This window comes from Ideonella benzenivorans (assembly GCF_020387415.1).
GTDB classification, from domain to species: Bacteria; Pseudomonadota; Gammaproteobacteria; order Burkholderiales; family Burkholderiaceae_C; genus Ideonella; species Ideonella benzenivorans.
On record NZ_JAGWCB010000008.1, the window covers coordinates 324,651 to 342,479 of the forward strand.

At 69.7% G+C, this 17,829-nt stretch carries 12 protein-coding genes and 1 tRNA gene; 12 read left to right on the plus strand and 1 reads right to left on the minus strand.

Going from position 1 to position 17,829, the window contains the following annotated elements:
* Positions 1 to 165: 165 nt before the first annotated feature.
* The 12 genes from thrS to recD all read left to right on the plus strand — a co-directional run bounded on the left by thrS (position 166) and on the right by recD (position 17,537).
* A complete protein-coding gene (thrS, locus tag KGA65_RS07190; protein ID WP_225862462.1) occupies positions 166 to 2,085 on the plus strand; it encodes a threonine--tRNA ligase in 1,920 nt (639 codons plus the stop codon).
* A gap of 105 nt (positions 2,086 to 2,190) precedes the next feature.
* Positions 2,191 to 2,715, plus strand: coding sequence for a translation initiation factor IF-3 (gene infC / locus KGA65_RS07195; RefSeq protein WP_225862463.1), 525 nt, complete (start codon positions 2,191 to 2,193; stop codon positions 2,713 to 2,715).
* A 123-nt stretch (positions 2,716 to 2,838) separates the two neighbouring features.
* Entirely contained in the window at positions 2,839 to 3,042 is a 204-nt protein-coding gene (gene rpmI / locus KGA65_RS07200; RefSeq protein WP_225862464.1) for a 50S ribosomal protein L35, read from the plus strand.
* A gap of 26 nt (positions 3,043 to 3,068) precedes the next feature.
* Positions 3,069 to 3,425 (plus strand): 50S ribosomal protein L20, encoded by a 357-nt coding sequence (gene rplT, locus KGA65_RS07205; RefSeq protein WP_022981258.1) that lies wholly within the window; start codon positions 3,069 to 3,071, stop codon positions 3,423 to 3,425.
* Between the two features lie 109 nt (positions 3,426 to 3,534).
* A complete protein-coding gene (pheS, locus tag KGA65_RS07210) occupies positions 3,535 to 4,590 on the plus strand; it encodes a phenylalanine--tRNA ligase subunit alpha (protein WP_225862465.1) in 1,056 nt (351 codons plus the stop codon).
* A gap of 66 nt (positions 4,591 to 4,656) precedes the next feature.
* Positions 4,657 to 7,080: a phenylalanine--tRNA ligase subunit beta gene (gene pheT / locus KGA65_RS07215; protein WP_225862466.1), complete on the plus strand. Its 2,424-nt coding sequence runs from the start codon at positions 4,657 to 4,659 to the stop codon at positions 7,078 to 7,080.
* Between the two features lie 26 nt (positions 7,081 to 7,106).
* A complete protein-coding gene (locus KGA65_RS07220) occupies positions 7,107 to 7,475 on the plus strand; it encodes an integration host factor subunit alpha (RefSeq protein ID WP_225862467.1) in 369 nt (122 codons plus the stop codon).
* A gap of 61 nt (positions 7,476 to 7,536) precedes the next feature.
* A complete protein-coding gene (locus KGA65_RS07225; protein ID WP_225862468.1) occupies positions 7,537 to 8,013 on the plus strand; it encodes a MerR family transcriptional regulator in 477 nt (158 codons plus the stop codon).
* Positions 8,014 to 8,044: 31 nt separating this feature from the next.
* Positions 8,045 to 8,121, plus strand: a tRNA-Pro gene (locus KGA65_RS07230).
* A gap of 121 nt (positions 8,122 to 8,242) precedes the next feature.
* Entirely contained in the window at positions 8,243 to 11,773 is a 3,531-nt protein-coding gene (gene recC, locus KGA65_RS07235; RefSeq protein ID WP_225862469.1) for an exodeoxyribonuclease V subunit gamma, read from the plus strand.
* Positions 11,770 to 15,459 carry an exodeoxyribonuclease V subunit beta gene (gene recB, locus KGA65_RS07240; RefSeq protein WP_225862470.1) on the plus strand — a complete coding sequence of 1,230 codons (3,690 nt, stop codon included), beginning with the start codon at positions 11,770 to 11,772 and terminating at the stop codon, positions 15,457 to 15,459. Before recC ends, recB begins: the two co-directional genes overlap by 4 nt.
* A complete protein-coding gene (recD, locus tag KGA65_RS07245) occupies positions 15,453 to 17,537 on the plus strand; it encodes an exodeoxyribonuclease V subunit alpha (protein ID WP_225862471.1) in 2,085 nt (694 codons plus the stop codon). Before recB ends, recD begins: the two co-directional genes overlap by 7 nt.
* On the opposite strand, the gene KGA65_RS07250 is transcribed toward recD, so the two are convergent.
* On the minus strand, positions 17,461 to 17,787 hold the full coding sequence (locus KGA65_RS07250; RefSeq protein ID WP_225862472.1) for an H-NS histone family protein: 327 nt from the start codon (positions 17,785 to 17,787) through the stop codon (positions 17,461 to 17,463). The genes recD and KGA65_RS07250 overlap by 77 nt on opposite strands.
* Positions 17,788 to 17,829 lie beyond the last annotated feature (42 nt).

Sequence of the window (17,829 nt, forward strand, 5' to 3'; positions counted from 1 at the left end):
TCTGCGTCTTTCGTTTGTGCTTTCGCAACGCGGCCCCGGTGGCCGCGTTTTGCTTTTCTGCGCCGGCCGCTTCGGACCTCGCCCGACACAGGCTCTGCCTTTGGCAGGGCGTCCCCTCTGAAAAATTCAGCACGGCACCGGTTGGTGCCCCATGAGGAGTTCCTGATGCTCACGATCACCTTGCCCGATGGCTCGAAACGCGAATACCCGGCCCCGCTGACGGTGGCCGAGGTGGCGGCGTCCATCGGCACCGGCCTGGCCAAGGCCGCCCTGGGCGGCAAGGTCGGCAGCGGCGAGGCGGCCAAGCTGGTCGATACCAGCTACCGCATTGAGGCGGACACGGCGCTGGCCATCATCACCGACAAGCAGCCCGAGGGGCTGGAGATGATCCGCCACTCGACGGCCCACTTGCTGGCCTATGCGGTCAAGCAGCTGTTCCCCGAGGCCCAGGTGACCATCGGCCCGGTGATCGAGAACGGTTTCTATTACGACTTCGCCTACAAGCGCCCGTTCACGCCGGAAGACCTGGCCGCCATCGAGAAGAAGATGGCCGAGCTGGCCAAGAAGGACGAGCCGGTGGTGCGCCGCGTGCTGCCGCGTGACGAGGCGGTGGCCCACTTCAAGGGCATGGGCGAAGCCTACAAGGCCGAGATCATCGGCAGCATCCCGACCGATCAGGACGTCTCGCTCTACCGCGAGGGCGACTTCGAGGACCTGTGCCGCGGCCCGCACGTGCCCAGCACCGGCAAGCTCAAGCACTTCAAGCTGATGAAGGTGGCCGGCGCCTACTGGCGCGGCGATCACCGCAACGAGATGCTGCAGCGCATCTACGGCACGGCCTGGGCCAGCAAGGACGAACTGCAGCAGTACCTGCACATGCTGGAAGAGGCCGAGAAGCGCGACCACCGCAAGCTCGGCCGCGAACTGGATCTGTTCCACATCGACGAGCATTCGCCGGGCACCGTGTTCTGGCATCCCAAGGGCTGGTCGGTCTGGCAGGAAGTCGAGCAGTACATGCGCCGTGTCTACCGCGACAACGGCTACCAGGAGGTCAAGGGCCCGCAGATCCTGGACAAGGGCCTGTGGGAGAAGACCGGCCACTGGGACAAGTACCGCGAGAACATGTTCACGACGGAATCGGAAAAGCGCGACTACGCGCTCAAGCCGATGAACTGCCCGGGCCACATCCTGATCTTCAAGCAGGGCATCAAGAGCTACCGCGACCTGCCGCTGCGCTATGGTGAATTCGGCGCCTGCCACCGCAACGAGCCCACCGGCGGCCTGCACGGCATCATGCGGGTGCGCGCCTTCACGCAGGACGATGGCCACATCTTCTGCACCGAGGACATGATCCTTGATGAGTGCGTGGCCTACACCGAGCTGCTGCAGAAGGTCTACAAGGACTTCGGCTTCACGGACATCCTCTACAAGGTCGCCACGCGGCCGGAAAAACGCATCGGCGCCGAGGAGATCTGGGACAAGGCCGAACATGCCCTGATGGAGAGCCTGCGCCGCTCCGGTTGCGATTACGTCATTGCCCCGGGCGATGGCGCCTTCTACGGCCCGAAGATCGAATACACGCTGAAGGACGCGCTGGGCCGCCAGTGGCAGTGCGGCACGATGCAGGTCGACTTCTCGATGGCGCAGCGCCTGGACGCCGAGTACGTGGCCGAGGATGGTTCCCGCAAGCACCCGGTGATGCTGCACCGCGCCATCGTCGGCAGCCTGGAGCGTTTCATCGGCATTCTGATCGAGCAGCACGCCGGTGCGCTGCCCGTCTGGCTGGCGCCGACGCAGGTCGTGGTGTCCTCGATCACCGATGCCCAGGCGGACTACGTGGAAAGCGTGGTGAAAGCGCTGCAAAAACAAGGAGTTAGGGCGCTGGCGGATTTGCGTAACGAGAAAATTACGTATAAAATCCGCGAGCACTCGTTGCAGAAGGTTCCGTACATCCTCGTCGTGGGTGACAAGGAGAAGGCAAGCGGGGCCGTCGCGGTGCGCGCCCGAGGCAACCAGGACCTGGGTGTCATGTCCCTCGCAGAGTTCCAAGAGAAGCTCGCGAACGACATCGCCACCAAGGTTTGAGGCAACCTCGGTTTTTTGCGTTCCAGTCTTTTCTAACGGGGTTTTCCTCTTGCCGGAAAGCCCGCATGAGGGGTTTTCACCATCGCTACCTTTGCCGACCGTCGGATGCCGAACGTCGAGCGCAAGCATCGACTCAACCGCGAGATCACCGCACTCCAGGTGCGACTGAATGGCGTGGAGAACGAGCCGTTGGGCATCGTCAGCATTCAGGAAGCCTTGCGGCTGTCAGCCGAGCACGACGTCGATCTGGTCGAAATTGCTGCCCAGGCCGATCCGCCGGTATGCCGGCTGATGGACTATGGCAAGTTCAAGTACCAGGAGCAAAAGCGCGCTGCCGAGGCCAAGGCCAAGCAGAAGGTCATCGAGGTGAAGGAAGTCAAATTCCGTCCGGGCACGGACGAAGGCGACTACAACATCAAGATGCGCAATCTGCGCCGCTTCATCGCCGAGGATGGCGACAAGGGCAAGGTCACGCTGCGCTTCCGCGGACGTGAAATCACCCACCAGGACATCGGCATGCGCTTGCTGGAACGCATTCGCGACGAGCTGGCCGATGTGGCGGTGGTGGAGCACATGCCCAAGCTCGAAGGTCGCCAGATGATCATGGTGCTGGCCCCGAAGAAGAAGTAAGCGTTTTCAAGGTTTCACCGCCCGGTCTGGTCATCGGGTGGTTGAAGAGAAGCCACTGCAGGCCATCAAGTGCAGCGTAGCCGCGCTGCCGCCCAGCAGAGGTGTCATAAAAGGAGCATTCACATGCCCAAGATGAAGACCAAGAGCAGCGCGAAGAAGCGTTTTCGCGTCCGTCCGGGTGGCACCGTCAAGCGCGGTCAAGCCTTCAAGCGTCACATCCTGACCAAGAAGTCCACCAAGAACAAGCGTCACCTGCGTGGTGCAGTGACTGTGCATGAGACCAACATGGGTCACATGGCGCAGATGCTGCCGTTCGCCGGCCTGTAATCCACCAAGACTGAAGGAGAAATCACATGCCTCGCGTCAAACGTGGTGTTACCGCCCGCGCTCGTCATAAGAAGGTTCTGGCCCTGGCCAAGGGTTTCCGCGGCCGCCGCAAGAACGTCTTCCGCATCGCCAAGCAGGCGGTGATGAAGGCGGGCCAGTACGCCTACCGTGACCGCCGTGCCAAGAAGCGCGTGTTCCGCCAACTGTGGATCGCCCGTATCAATGCCGGCGCCCGCAGCCTGGGACTGACCTACAGCAAGTTCATGGCTGGTCTGAAGAAGGCCTCGATCGACATCGACCGCAAGGTCCTGTCGGACATGGCCATCCACGATCCGGCCGCTTTTGCCGCCATCGTCGACAAGGTGAAGGCCCAGCTTGCTTGATAACCCTGCTGGGTGACCGGGGCCTGCTCTGCAGGCTTTGGGAACCCTCTCAGGCTCTCAAAGGCCGTCACCCCCGGTGTCGGCCTTTTTTCATTGATTTGCACCGAACATGAACGATCTCGACCAACTGGTGGGTGCCGCGCAGGCAGATTTCGCCGCGGCCGCCACGCCAGCCGAGCTGGAAAACGCCAAGGCCCGTTATCTGGGCAAGGCCGGTCAGGTGACCGAACTCCTCAAGGGCATGGCTGCCTTGTCGCATGAGGAGAAGAAGACCCGCGGGGCCGAGATCAACCAGACCAAGCAGCGCATCGAGGCGCTGCTGACCGCGCGCCGCCAGGCCCTGGCCGAAGCCGAAATGCAGGCCCATCTGAAGGCCGAGGCGCTGGACGTGACGCTGCCCGGTCGCCAGCATGGCGTGGGTGGCCTGCACCCGGTCTCCCGCACGCTGGAGCGCATCGAGGCCATCTTCGGCTCCATGGGCTTCGAGGTGGCCGACGGCCCCGAGATCGAGGAGGACTGGTTCAACTTCACCGCGCTGAACACGCCGGCCGACCACCCCGCGCGCTCGATGCACGACACCTTCTACGCCGACACGAAGGCGCCGGACGGCAGCGGCCACCTGCTGCGCACCCACACCAGCCCGATGCAGGTGCGCCATGCGGTGCAGCATGTGAAGCGCCACGCCGCCGCGCTGGCGGCCGGTCAGGCCATGCCCGAGATCCGCGTCATCGCGCCGGGCCGCACCTACCGGGTGGACAGCGACGCCACCCACTCGCCGATGTTCCACCAGTGCGAAGGCCTGTGGATCGGCGAGAACGTGTCCTTCAAGGACCTGAAGTCGGTCTTTGCCGACTTCTTCCGCAACTTCTTCGAGACCGACGACCTGGAGATCCGCTTCCGCCCGTCGTTCTTCCCGTTCACCGAGCCCTCGGCCGAGGTGGACATCGCCTTCGCTTCCGGCCCCCTCAAGGGCCGCTGGCTGGAGGTGGCCGGCTCCGGCCAGGTACATCCGAACGTGGTGCGCAACTTCGGCCTGGACCCGGAGCGTTACATCGGCTTTGCCTTCGGCATGGGCCCGGACCGGCTGACCATGCTGCGTTACGGCGTGAACGACCTGCGCCTGTTCTTCGACGGTGACCTGCGCTTCCTGAGCCAGTTCAAGTGAGCCGGGCAGGGCGGTCCACCGTCCTGCCGCTTCCGCCGTTTTCCAGAACATCTTCGGATTCCCATCATGCAATTCCCTGAATCCTGGTTGCGCGAGTTCTGCAACCCGCCCATCACCACCCAAGAACTGGCCGACCTGCTGACCATGGCCGGGCTGGAGGTGGAAGAACTGCGGCCGGCCGCCCCCGCGTTCAGCAAGATCGTCGTCGCCGAGATCGTCGAGGCCGAGCAGCATCCCAATGCTGACCGCCTGCGCGTGTGCCGGGTCGATGCCGGCGCGCACAGCAAGGATGGTCTGCTGCAGATCGTCTGTGGCGCGCCCAATGCCCGCGTGGGCATCCGCGTGCCGCTGGCATTGGTGGGCGCCGAGCTGCCCCCGGGCGAGGATGGCAAGCCTTTCCAGATCAAGGTGGGCAAGCTGCGCGGCGTGGAGAGCTTCGGCATGCTGTGCTCGGCCCGCGAGCTGCAGCTCAGCGAGGACCACGGCGGCCTGCTGGAACTGCCGGCCGATGCCCCGCTGGGCCAGGACATCCGTCAGTACCTGAACCTGGACGACACGCTGTTCACCCTCAAGCTCACGCCCAACCTGGCGCATTGCCTGAGCGTGTATGGCGTGGCGCGCGAGGTCTCCGCGCTGACCGGCACGCCGCTGAACACGCCCCGCTTCGATGCGGTGGCGCCTGCGCTGCAGGACACGCTGGCGGTGGACGTGCAGGCCGCGGACCTGTGTGGCCGCTTCTCCGGCCGTATCGTGCGGGGCGTCAACACGAAGGCCCAGACGCCGGCCTGGATGGTGCAACGCCTGGCGCGTTGCGGCCAGCGCTCGGTCAGCCCACTGGTGGACATCTCCAACTACGTGATGTTCGAACTGGGCCGCCCGTCGCACATCTTCGACCTGGACAAGATCCACGGCGGTCTGCAGGTGCGCTGGGGCCGGGCTGGTGAGACGCTCAAGCTGCTCAACGGCAACACCATCACGGTCGATGGCCAGGTCGGCGTGATCGCCGACGACCAGGCCGTCGAATCGCTGGCCGGCATCATGGGCGGTGATGCGACCGCGGTGTCCGACGACACCCGCAACATTTACATTGAGGCGGCCTTCTGGTGGCCCTCGGCCATCGCCGGCCGCTCGCGCCGCTTCAACTTCTCGACCGATGCCGGCCACCGCTTCGAGCGCGGCGTGGATCCGCAGCAGACGGTGGAGCACATCGAGCGCATCACCGCGCTGGTGCAGCAGATCTGCGGCGGCCAGGCCGGCCCGATCACCGACGTGCAGCCGGCCATGCCCGAGCGCAAGCCGGTGCGCCTGCGCGTGGCCCGCGCGGCCAAGGTCATCGGCATGCCCGTCACCCAGGCCGAATGCGCTGGCGTGATGCAGCGCCTGGGCCTGCGCTTCACGGAAGGCGAGGGCGAGCTGACCGTCACGCCGCCGTCCTGGCGTTTCGACCTCACGATCGAGGAAGACCTGATCGAGGAAGTGGTGCGCGTGCTGGGTTACCAGCGCCTGCCGGCCACGCCGCCGCTGGCCCCGGTGACGGTGAAGGTCCGCCCGGAAGCGCGTCGCAGCGGCCATGCCGTGCGCCATGCGCTGGCCGCCCTGGGCTACCAGGAGACGATCAACTTCAGCTTTGTCGAAGAGCGTTGGGAGCGTGAGCTCTCGGGCAATGACGACCCGATCAAGGTGCTGAACCCGATCGCCGCCCCGCTGGCGGTGATGCGTTCCAGCCTGATGGGTAGCCTGGTCAATGTGCTCAAGTACAACCTGGCCCGCCGCGCCGCGCGGGTGCGGGTGTTCGAGGTCGGGCGTGTGTTCTGGCGCGACGCCGCCGTGGCCTCCACCGACACCAGCGTGGCCGGCGTGAACCAGCCCATGCATGTCGGCGGTCTGGCCTATGGCCAGGCCCTGCCGCTGCAATGGGGCGAGGTGGAGCGCAACGTCGACTTCTTTGACGTGAAGGGCGATGTCGAGTCGCTGCTGGCACCGTACAAGGCGAGCTACCAGGTGGCCGAGCATCCGGCCATGCATCCGGGCCGTTGCGCGGCCGTGCTGCTGGATGGGGTGGTGATCGGCCATGTGGGCGAACTGCATCCCAAGTGGCGCCAAGCTTATGATCTGCCGCAGGCGCCGGTGCTGTTCGAGCTCGACATGGCGGCGGTGCAGGCCCGTCCGGTGCCGGTGGCCCAGCCGGTGCCGCGTCAGCAAAGCACCTTCCGTGACCTGGCGCTGGTGGTGTCGGACAAGGTCTCCCACGAGGCCCTGACCAACACCTTGCGTGACGACCCGCAAGGGCTGGTGCGTGGTGCGGTGCTGTTCGACATCTACAAGCCGGCCCAGCCCACGGCCGACATTCCGGCGGGCGAACGCAGCCTGGCTGTGCGCCTGGAACTGCTGGACAACGAGACCACGCTCAACGACGAGCGCATCGAGGCGGTGATGGCCGCTGCGGTGGCCCGTGTGCAGTCGGCCCATGCGGCTCGCCTGCGCGGTTGATACGCAACAAAAAGGAACCCATGAGCATGGACTCCCAGGACGACCTGCCCGGCGGTGAGCGCGTGCTGCTCACCTCCGTCGAGACGCCCACGCTGACCAAGGCCGAGCTGTCCGAACTGCTGTTCGAGCGGCTGGGCCTGAACAAGCGGGAATCGAAGGACATGGTGGAAGCCTTCTTCGACATCCTCACCGACGCCCTCGTCAAGGGGGAGGATGTGAAGCTCTCCGGGTTCGGGAATTTTGCAATTCGTCGCAAAGCCCCGCGCCCGGGACGGAACCCCCGCACCGGCGAATCGATCCCAATCAAGGCCCGCAATGTCGTGACCTTCCATGCCAGCGCCAAGCTCAAGGCGGTGGTGCAGGGAGAAGTCCCGCCGTCGCAGGACTTCGAGTAAAGTTTTCTGCCCAGCATGCCTTCGCCATCTCGGCCGAAGGTTTCAAGGCTGTTGAACCACCATGTCAGACGCCCCCCGCGAGCTGCCGGCCATTCCCGCCAAGCGCTACTTCACCATTGGTGAGGTGAGCGAGCTGTGCGGCGTGAAGCCTTATGTGCTGCGTTACTGGGAACAGGAATTCACCCAGCTGCGGCCGATGAAGCGACGCGGCAACCGGCGCTACTACCAGCACCATGAGGTGCTGCTGATCCGCCGCATCCGCGAGTTGCTGTACGACCAAGGCTTCACCATCAGTGGCGCCCGCAACCGCCTGTTGGAGGCGGGGGCTGAGCCGACGCCGGTGGTGCCACTGGCCGCCGAGGCGGAGGGTGATGACGCGGTGACCCTCGCCGAGCCGATCGGGGCGGTTCCCGTGGCGGCACTGTCCCACCATGTCGCGATGGCCGAGTTGAGCGTGCGTCCGCCGCTGCCGGCCAACCCCAGCCTGGCCCAGCTGCGCGACGAATTGCAGTCCATTCACGAACTCCTTTCCATCTGACAAATTTTCGGTATATACTTTTAGCTTCAGTCGGGGTGTAGCGCAGCCTGGTAGCGCACTTGCATGGGGTGCAAGGGGTCGCGAGTTCGAATCCCGCCACCCCGACCAAAGAAAAGCAAAGCCCGGTTCCGAAAGGAGCCGGGCTTTTTGCGTTGTGGCGCCTGGCTCGCTGCTTGAGCCTGCAGCCTGGCAAGCTCACGGCCGATTGCATCCGCCCGATACTTGCACCATGAGCGCAACCCTTCCCACCGGTCTGCTGGTTCTGCACGGCAACCGCGCCGAACTGCTGGCCGACACCGTCGCCGGCTGGCTGGCCCGTCAGCCGCTGGGACCGCTGGAAGACGAGATCATGCTGGTGCAGAGCAACGGCATGGCCGAATGGCTGAAGATGACGCTGGCCAGCACGCAGGGCGTGTGTGCCGCGTCGCGGGTGGAACTGCCAGCGCGCTTCCAGTGGTGGCTGTACCGCCAGGTGCTGGGCCGTGATGGTGTGCCGCGCGAGTCGCCGCTGGACAAGGCGGCGCTGACCTGGCGCTTGGTGCGGCTGTTGCCCGCGCTGTGCGACCAGCCGGGCTTCGCCCCGGTGGCGGGCTTTCTGCACGACGACGACCCGGACCGCTTGCTGCAACTGGCCCGCCGGCTGGCGGACCTGCTGGACCAGTACCAGGTCTACCGGGCCGATTGGCTGGAGGACTGGGCCGAAGGGCGGGACGTGCTGCGCAATGGCCATGGCCAGGCCCCGGCGGTGCCGCCGGACCAGCGTTGGCAGCCCTTGCTGTGGCGCGCCTTGCTGGCGTCGGTGGGGCCGGATGCGCTGGGCGCCTTGCGCCCCCGCTTGCACGGCTTGGTGCTGAGCCGTCTGCGGGAGGCCGGCCCGCTGGCCGGGCGTCTGCCGCGCCGCATCGTGCTGTTCGGCATGACCCATGTGCCGCTGCCCACGCTGGAGCTGCTGGCCGCGCTGGCCGGCCACAGCCAGGTGGTGCTGGCGGTGCCCAACCCCTGTCGCTACCACTGGGCCGACATCATCGACGGGCGGGAGCTGCTGCGCCAGCAGCGCCATCGCCAGCCCTTTCGCCAGGGGCGTGACCTGTCGCAGACCCCGCTGGAGGCGCTGCACCTGCATGCCCACCCACTGCTGGCCGCCTGGGGGCGCCAGGGTCGGGACTTCGTGCGCCAGCTCGATGCCTTCGACGATGCGGAGCAGGCACGCCAGCGCTTCGCCCTTCCGCGCATCGACCTGTTCGACGAGGAGGGGGCGGACGATGGTGCGGTCACGTTGCCGCTGCTGCGCCAGGTGCAGGCCCACATCCGCGACCTGACACCGCTGGCCGAACATCCCCATCCGACGCTGGCGCCCGAAGACCGCTCCATCGTCTTCCACATCGCCCACAGCGCGATGCGTGAAATGGAGGTGCTGCACGACCAGCTGCTGGCCTTGCTGGCCCAGCCGGCCGCCCCGGGTGCCCGACCCCTGGCGCCGCGCGACGTCGTCGTGATGGTGCCCGACATCGAGGCCATGGCACCCGCCGTGCACGCGGTGTTCGGCCAGTACGGCCGACACGATCCGCGCCACATCCCGTTTGACATCGCCGACCTGAGCGCGCGACGCAGCAGTCCGGTGGTGGCCGCGCTGGAATGGCTGCTGTACCTGCCCCAGCAGCGTTGCACCGCCAGCGAGCTGCGCGACCTGCTGGAGGTGCCGGCGCTGGGGGCGCGCTTTGGCCTGTCGCAGGAGACGCTGCCGCGGCTGGTGCAGTGGATGGGCGATGCGGGGCTGCGCTGGGGCCTGTCCGAGGCCCAGCGCAGCCGTCTGGGCTTGCCCGAATGCGGGCCGGCCAACAGTGCCTGGTGGGCCATGCGCCGCATGCTGATGGGCTATGCCAGTGGCGAGGCAGCGCCGGCGCAGGACAGGCCGGATGCCGAGCCGTTCGCCGGCATCGAGCCCCATGCCGACGTGGCTGGCCTGGAGGCCGAGCTGGCCGGCGGGCTGGCCGAGCTGCTGACCCGCCTGAACCACTGGTGGCCGGTGCTGGACACGGCCGCCACGCCGGCCAAATGGGCCGAGCGCGGGCGCCAGTTGCTGGCCCAGCTGTTTCGCGCCACCAACGAGGACGAGCGCCAGGCCCTGCAGGCGCTGGACGAGGCCTTGTCGCACTGGCTGCGTGACTGCGCGCTGGCCGGCTTCGACCAGCCGGTGCCGCTGGCCGTGGCCCGCGAGGCCTGGCTGGAGGCGCTGGAGGAACCGGCGCTCAACCGCCGTTTCCGCGCCGGCGGCGTCACCTTCTGCACCCTGATGCCGATGCGCGCGATCCCCTTCGAGGTGGTGTGCCTGCTGGGCATGAACGAGGGTGACTATCCCCGCCGCGCGCCGCGCAGCGACTTCGACCTGATGGCCCAGCCCGGCCAGGCCCGGCCCGGTGACCGCGCCCGGCGCGATGACGACCGCCAGCTGATGCTGGAGGCCTTGCTGTCGGCCCGCCGGCAGCTGTATGTGAGCTGGACCGGCCGCAGCGTGCGCGACAACACCGCGCAGCCGCCGTCCGTGCTGGTGGCCCAACTGCGCGACTACCTGGCCGCGGGCTGGAGCCCGCAGGCGGTGGCCGAGCGCACCACGGAACATCCGCTGCAACCCTTCAGCCGGCGCTATTTCGAGCCCGGCACGCCGCTGCTCACCTATGCCCGCGAATGGCGGCAGGCCCATGTGGCGCAAGAAGAGGGCGCGCTGACGCCCGTGGCGCCGGCCGAGGCGGCGCGGGAAGAAGAGACCGCGCCCACCACGCTGACGCTGGAGGCGCTGGCCCGCTTTCTGCGCAACCCGGTCCAGGCCCATTTCCGCCATCGGCTGGGGGTGGTGTTCGAGGCGGAACAGGCCGCGGCCGAGGACGAGGAATGCTTTGCGCTGGACGGCCTGGCGGCCTACGGGCTGATCGACCAGCTGATGGGGCAGGCGCTGGCCGCGCTGCAGGTGGCCACGACGCCACTGGGCGAGGCCAGCGTGCAGGCCCAGGTGGCGCGGCTGCGGCGCCAGGGCGCCTTGCCCTTGGGTGGGCCCGGCGAACGCACCGCGCGTGAACTGGGCGAGGCCTTGCAGGCCATGTTGAGCGCCTGGCAGCGCGAGCTGAGCCAATGGCCGGACCTCGCGCCCCACCTGCCGGTGGAGGCCCAGTCCGGCCCGGTGCAGCTGCAGGACTGGTTGCAGGGCCTGCGCCGCCAGGGGACCAGCCTGCCCGTGGCCCTGCTGCCCACCGCGCGCCGCCTGTGCAAGGGCAGCCTGGACGACCCCGCCCCCAGGCCCGAGGCGCTGTTGCAGCCCTGGCTGATCACGCTGGCGGCGGCGGCCATGGGCACCCCGGTTTCGGCCGTGCTGGTGGGGCGGGATGCCACCGTGCGCTGCACGCCACCCGAGCCGGCGCAGGCCCGGCAGCTGCTGCCGCAGCTGCTGGCCGCCTGGCAGGCCGGCATGGCGGCGCCGCTGCCGGTGGCCGCGCGCACTGCGCTGGCCTGGGTCAGCGACGAGCGCCCCACGCCGCAGGAGGTCTACGACGGTAGCTTCAACACGGAAGGCGAGGGCCGCGAGGCCTGCCTGGCGCGCTTGTACCCGGACCACGAGGCGCTGACGGCCGACGGCCAGTTCGCCCACTGGGCCGAGGCGCTGTACCGGCCGTGGTGGCAATGGGTGCGCACACAGACTCGGATCGAGGTGCACGGCAGCGGGCTGCTGGATGCCGAAGCAGCTGAAGATCGGGAGGACCGCGCTTGAGCCACCCCCTGCACCCCCTGCGCTTCCCGTTGGCGGGCAGCCAGCTGATCGAAGCCAGTGCTGGCACCGGCAAGACCTGGACGATCGCGGCGCTCTACCTGCGGCTGGTGCTGGGCCACGGTGACGCCTTGGCGTTCTCGGGCGGCCCCTTGCGGCCGGACCAGATCCTGGTGATGACCTTCACCCGGGCCGCCACGCGCGAGCTGTCCGACCGCATCCGGGCCCGGCTGTTGGAAGCGGCGCAAGCCTTCCGGGCGCCGGAGGACCAGACGGTGTCCGACCCGCTGCTGGCCGAGCTGCTGGCCGCCTACCCCGATGCCGGTGAGCGCCAACGCGCCGCCTGGCGGCTGGCCCTGGCGGCCGAGGGCATGGACGATGCCGCGATCCACACCATCGACGCCTGGTGCCAGCGCATGTTGCGCGAGCACGCCTTCGACAGCGGCCAGCTGTTCGAGGAAGAGCTGGCCCCCGACGAGGCCCAACTGCTGACCCAGGCGGTGCACGACCACTGGCGGCGCCAGGTCTATCCGCTCACCGGCGAGGCGCTGGACACGGCCCTGGCGCTCTGGCCCCGGGTCGAGGCGCTGGAAGCCGATGTGGCCCCCTTGCTGGACCTGCCGCGTCCGGCCGATGCGGGGCAGGGCACGCTGGGCGAGGTGCTGGCCCGCGCCACCCAGGGCCGCGCCGAAGCCCTGGCGCGCTTGCGCGTCGGCTGGACCGAGCAGGCCGCCGGCCTGCGCGACTGGTTGCTGACCCAGCTGGCCGACCACAAGGCCGACTGGGACGGCCGCAAGCTGAAAGCGGCCAACGTCACCGGCTGGCTGGACACACTGGCGGCCTGGGCGCAGGGCGACTCCGCGGTGGGCGAGCTACCCGACCTCAAAGCCGGCTGGAATCGCCTGAGCCAGGCCGGCCTGCGCGAGGCCCGCAAGCCCGGGGCACCGGAGCCAGCCTGGCCGCCGTCGCTGGCGGCGCTGGAAGCCCTGGCGGCGTCATTGACCACCTTGCCCTCGGTGACGGAGGCGCCGCGGCTGCATGCGGCCGCCCGCATTGCCGATCGCCTGGCCCTGCTCAAGCGCCAAGCGGCCCAGTTCGGCTTTGCCGACCTGCAGCGCCGCCTGCTGCAGGCCTTGCAGGGGCCGCGTGGCGAGGCGCTGCGCCAGCGCATCATCGGCCAGACGCCGGTGGCCCTGGTGGATGAATTCCAGGACACCTCGGCGTTGCAGTACGCGCTGTTCGACGGCCTCTACCGCGTGTCGGCCAACAACCCGGCCACAGCGCTGCTGCTGATCGGCGACCCCAAGCAGTCCATCTACCGCTTCCGCGGCGCGGACATCGGCAGCTACCTGCAGGCCCGCGAGGCCACCGAGGGCCGCCACCACATGCTGGGCACGAACTACCGCTCGACCCAGGCGCTGGTGGCGGCCGTCAACCACTGCTTCGCCCAGGCGGAGGCCCGGCCCGGCGCGGGCGCCTTCGACTACCGCGACCCGCAGACCGGGCACAACCCGGTGCCGTTCGAGACGGTGGCTGCCCAGGGCCGGCCCGAGCGCTTCGTGCATGCCGGGCAGGCGGTGCCGGCGCTGACCTGGGTGCACGACCTGCAACCGGCCTCGGCCGACGGCCACCTGCGGCCCTTTGCCGAGCGCTGCGCCGAGCAGATCGTGCAGTGGCTCAACGAGCCGGCCACCGGCTTCGAGCGCGCGGGCCAACCGCTGCAGCGCCTGCGGCCGGCCGACATCGCCGTGCTGGTGCGCAGCGGCCGCGAGGCGCGGGCGGTGCGCCAGGCGCTGCGCCGGCGGCAGGTGGCCTCGGTCTACCTGTCGGACCGGGAATCGGTGCTGGCCAGCGACGAAGCGGCCGACCTGTTGCGCTGGCTGCGCGCGGTTGCCCAACCGCAGGACACCCGGCTGGTGCGGGCGGCGCTGGCCACCACCACGGTCGGCCTGTCGCTCGACACGCTGGCGCGCCTGGCCGACGATGACGAGGCCTTCGACGCCTATGCGGAGCAGATGCGGGCGCTGCAGGCCATCTGGCAGGGGCAGGGCGTGCTGCCCTTGCTGCGCCAGACCGTGCACCGGCTGCAGCTGGCCGCGCGTTGGCTGTCGCAGCCCGAAGGCGAGCGCCGTCTGACCAATGTGCTGCACCTGGCCGAACTGCTGCAGACCCAGAGTGCCCAGCTGGAGGGCGAGCAGGCCCTGATCCGCTGGCTGGCCGAGGCCATCGACGATGCCCAGCAGGGCCGGGGCAGTGGCGGGGACGAGCAGATCGTCCGCCTGGAAAGCGATGCCGATCTGGTGCAGGTCATCACCGTGCACAAGAGCAAGGGGCTGGAGTACCCGGTGGTCTGCCTGCCCTTTGCCGCCAGCGTGCGCCAGGCCGACAAGAAGAGCACGCCCTTCGTGCTGCGCGAGGCCACGCCGGGCGGCGGCCTGCAGCTCAAGCTGGCGCCCGATGAGGAGGACCTGCTCTGGGCCGAGCGGGAGCGGCTGCGCGAGGACCTGCGCCTGTTCTACGTGGCCCTGACCCGGGCCCGCCATGCGCTGTGGCTGGGTCTGCCGGCCCTGACGATCGGCAACAGCAAGGAGTGCAAGACCCACCGCAGCGCGGCCGGCTGGCTGGTTGCGGGGCCCGAGGCCCGCACGCCCGAGGCCCTGGGCGCGGCGCTGCAGGCCATGGCCGAGGGCTGCCCGTCCATGGCTTTGCAGGCCGCGGCGGCGGACATTCCGGTCACCCCGCTGGCCCCGCGGGAGCCGCCGCCGGCTCTGGTCGAGGCGCCGGTCTACGACGCCACCTTCGACCGCCGTTGGGGCATCGGCAGCTTTTCGGCCCTGGTGCGCGATCTGGGCGGGCTGGACGGCACCGGTGGCCTGGCCGCCACCCATGCCTGGCGGCCGGCGGACGACGAAGTCACCGCGACGCCCGAGGGCGCGGCGCGGCCACCGGAGGCCACTGCGGCGCCCTGGCACCGTTTCGAGCGCGGCGCGCTGGCCGGCAACTTCCTGCACGACCAGCTCGAATGGCTGGCGGGCGAAGGCTTTGCGCAGGCCGAGGCCCCGGGCGTGGCCGAGGCGCTGCGCCGGCGCATCGAGCGCAGCGGCCGGGCCGAGGCGGCCCCTGACGTGCTGCAGTGGCTGCAAACCCTGTGCCGCACCCCCTTGCCGGGGCTGGAGGCGCCGCTGGCAGCGCTCACCGAGTTGCTCCCCGAGATGGAGTTCTGGCTGCCGGCCGAATGCCTGCCGGTGGCCGAGCTGGACGCCCTGTGCCGTGCCCACCTGCTGCCCGGGCGCGATCGTCCGGCCCTGACCGCGCGCGAGCTGCACGGCATGCTGATGGGCTTTGCCGATCTGGTGTTCGCCCACGATGGCCGCTACTGGGTGCTGGACTACAAGAGCAACCAGCTGGGGCCGGATGGCGCGGCCTACAGCGGCCGGGCGCTGGAGGACGCGATGCTGCAGCACCGCTATGACGTGCAGGCGGCGCTCTACCTGCTGGCCCTGCACCGGCTGCTGCGGGCTCGGCTGGGCGACGCCTACCAGCCCGAGACCCAGCTGGGCGGTGCGCTCTACCTGTTCCTGCGCGGCATCGACGGCCCCACCCGCGGTGCCCTGCACCTGCCGCCGCCGATGGCCTTGCTGGACGCCCTGGACCGCTGGTTGGGGCAAGGCGAGGAGACTTCATGCTGAGTGATGCATTGACCCTGCCGCTGTTTGGCGACGACCCGCCACCGGCCACGCCGGTGCCCGACCGCGCGGCCCTGCTGGCGACCCTGCAAGCCTGGATGGATGCCGGCTGGCTGCGTCGGCTGGACTGGGCCCTGGCCAACTTGGTGGCCGAGCTGGACCCCGCGGCCGAGCCGGCGGTGCTGCTGTTGAGCGCCGTGCTGGCCCAGTTGGAAGGCCACGGCCACACCGGGCTGGACCTGCACGCGCTGGCCGAGCGGCCGGAGACGGTGCTGGCCTGGCCCAGCGAAGGGCTGCAGGCCTTTCAAACCCTGTGGCAGGACGGTGTGGGCAGCGTGACGGCCGCCACCCAGGCCCTGGCCCGCAGCACGGCCGTGCGTGGGGTGGCGGTTGCGGCCGATGGCGGCCAGCCCCTGGTGCTGGACGGTGACATGCTCTACCTGCGTCGCTACTGGCACCACGAACGCGCGGTGGCTCAGGCGGTGAACCAGCGCTGCGCGGCCGAGACCGTGCTGGAGGCCGCCGCGGTGGCCCGGGCCCGGGACTGGCTGGACCGCCTGTTCCCGCCCGCTGCCGAAGCGGCGGCGGGGCCGGACTGGCAGAAGGCCGCCTGCGCCCTGGCGCTGCGCGGCCAGCTCACCGTGATCACCGGCGGGCCCGGCACCGGCAAGACCTACACCGCCGCCCGGCTGCTGGCCCTGCTGCTGGCCCAGGCGGACGACCCGCAACGCCTGCGGGTGGCCCTGGCGGCCCCGACCGGCAAGGCGGCGGCCCGCCTGAAGCAGGCCATCGACAGCGCCTTGACCGGCCTGCAGCAGCGCCTGGGCGAGGCGCTGGACCTGCGCGGCCTGACCGAGCGCATCGGCGCCGCCCGCACGCTGCACGCCTTGCTGGGCGCCCGGCCGGACACCCGCGCCTTCCGCCACCATGCGCAGAACCCGCTGGAACTGGACGTGCTGATCGTCGACGAGGCCTCGATGATCCACCTGGAGATGATGGCCGCCGTGCTGGCCGCGCTGCCGCCCACGGCCCGGCTGGTGCTGCTGGGCGACAAGGACCAGCTGGCCTCGGTGGAGGCCGGGGCGGTGCTGGGCGACCTGTGCCGGGATGCCCAGGCCGGCCGCTACGACGCGGCCAGCGCCGCTTACCTGCAGGCGGCGGCCGGCGTGGCGGTGCCGCCTGCCTTCACCGACCCGCAGGGCCCGGCCCTGGCTCAGCACACGGTGATGCTGCGCGAGAGCCGCCGCTTTGGCGGCGACATCGGGCGCCTGGCCCTGGCTGTCAACGCCGGCGACGCGGCCACCGTGCAGACCCTGCTGGCCCAGCCGCCGGGCGGCGCCGTGCAGGCCTTGCAAGGGGGCGCGCCGGACGCGGTGCTGGCCCTGGCGCGCGCTGGCCGGGCCGGCGCACCGGGCGGCTATGGCGCCTATGTGGCGCTGCTGGCCCAGGCGCCGGCCGGTGCGGACGGGGTGGCCACGCCGGCCGCTCACGAAGACTGGGTGCGCCGCGTGCTGCAGGCCTTCGACCGTTGCCGCCTGCTGTGCGCCGTGCGCGAAGGCCCGTGGGGCACCGACGGGCTGAACCGGGCCGTGCCGCAGGCGCTGCGCTCCCTGGGGCTGAAGGCGCAAGGGGAGTGGTACGTGGGCCGGCCGGTGATGGTGACCCGCAACGACCCGACGCTGGGGGTGTTCAACGGCGACATCGGCATGGTGCTGCCCAGCGCCCGGGGCGGTACCTTGCGCGCCTGGTTCCTGGACGGCGACCAGCTGCGTTCGGTCGGTGTCGGGCGCCTGGCCCATGTCGAGACCGCATTCGCCATGACGGTGCACAAGAGCCAGGGTTCGGAGTTCGCGCACACCGTCCTGGTGCTGCCGGAGCAGGCCGGGCCCTTGCTCAGCCGGGAACTGGTCTACACCGGCATCACCCGGGCCCGCGAGGCCTTCACGCTGGTGGCGGCCCGTGCCGGTGCGCTGGAGGCGGCGATGGCCCAGCCGACCCGGCGGGTCAGCGGTCTTCTCCGGATGCTGGGGCAGGCTGGGTCTCGGCCGGCCGCAGCTCTTCCACCCGCAGACCTTCCTTGAGCAGGGCGCGGCGGAGCCACTCGGGGTGGGCGCCGCTGCCGTCCCAGGTCTCGCCGGTCACCGGGTGGCGGTACTTCACCGGCCGCGGCCCGGCGGGCGCCTCGGGCGCCACGACCGGGGTCGGCGCCTCCAGGTCCTCGACCGTGATGCCCCAGTACTCCATCAAGGCCTGGATGCGCGCCAGCACCGCCGCACGTTCGCGGCGGGACAAGGGCAAGGACGGGGCCTCGACGTCCGGGGGCAGTGGCATTTCGCCGCCGAAGGGGTGAAGCGGTTCACCCGGCGGGGGCGG

Bases quoted from the DNA above. Each gene is read 5' to 3' on its own strand.
- KGA65_RS07250 (WP_225862472.1), bottom strand. From the start codon at position 17,787: ATGCCACTGCCCCCGGACGTCGAGGCCCCGTCCTTGCCCTTGTCCCGC.
- rplT (WP_022981258.1), top strand. From the start codon at position 3,069: ATGCCTCGCGTCAAACGTGGTGTTACCGCCCGCGCTCGTCATAAGAAG.
- pheT (WP_225862466.1), top strand. From the start codon at position 4,657: ATGCAATTCCCTGAATCCTGGTTGCGCGAGTTCTGCAACCCGCCCATC.
- rpmI (WP_225862464.1), top strand. From the start codon at position 2,839: ATGCCCAAGATGAAGACCAAGAGCAGCGCGAAGAAGCGTTTTCGCGTC.
- infC (WP_225862463.1), top strand. From the start codon at position 2,191: ATGCCGAACGTCGAGCGCAAGCATCGACTCAACCGCGAGATCACCGCA.
- recD (WP_225862471.1), top strand. From the start codon at position 15,453: ATGCTGAGTGATGCATTGACCCTGCCGCTGTTTGGCGACGACCCGCCA.
- KGA65_RS07225 (WP_225862468.1), top strand. From the start codon at position 7,537: ATGTCAGACGCCCCCCGCGAGCTGCCGGCCATTCCCGCCAAGCGCTAC.
- thrS (WP_225862462.1), top strand. From the start codon at position 166: ATGCTCACGATCACCTTGCCCGATGGCTCGAAACGCGAATACCCGGCC.
- KGA65_RS07220 (WP_225862467.1), top strand. From the start codon at position 7,107: ATGGACTCCCAGGACGACCTGCCCGGCGGTGAGCGCGTGCTGCTCACC.
- pheS (WP_225862465.1), top strand. From the start codon at position 3,535: ATGAACGATCTCGACCAACTGGTGGGTGCCGCGCAGGCAGATTTCGCC.
- recC (WP_225862469.1), top strand. From the start codon at position 8,243: ATGAGCGCAACCCTTCCCACCGGTCTGCTGGTTCTGCACGGCAACCGC.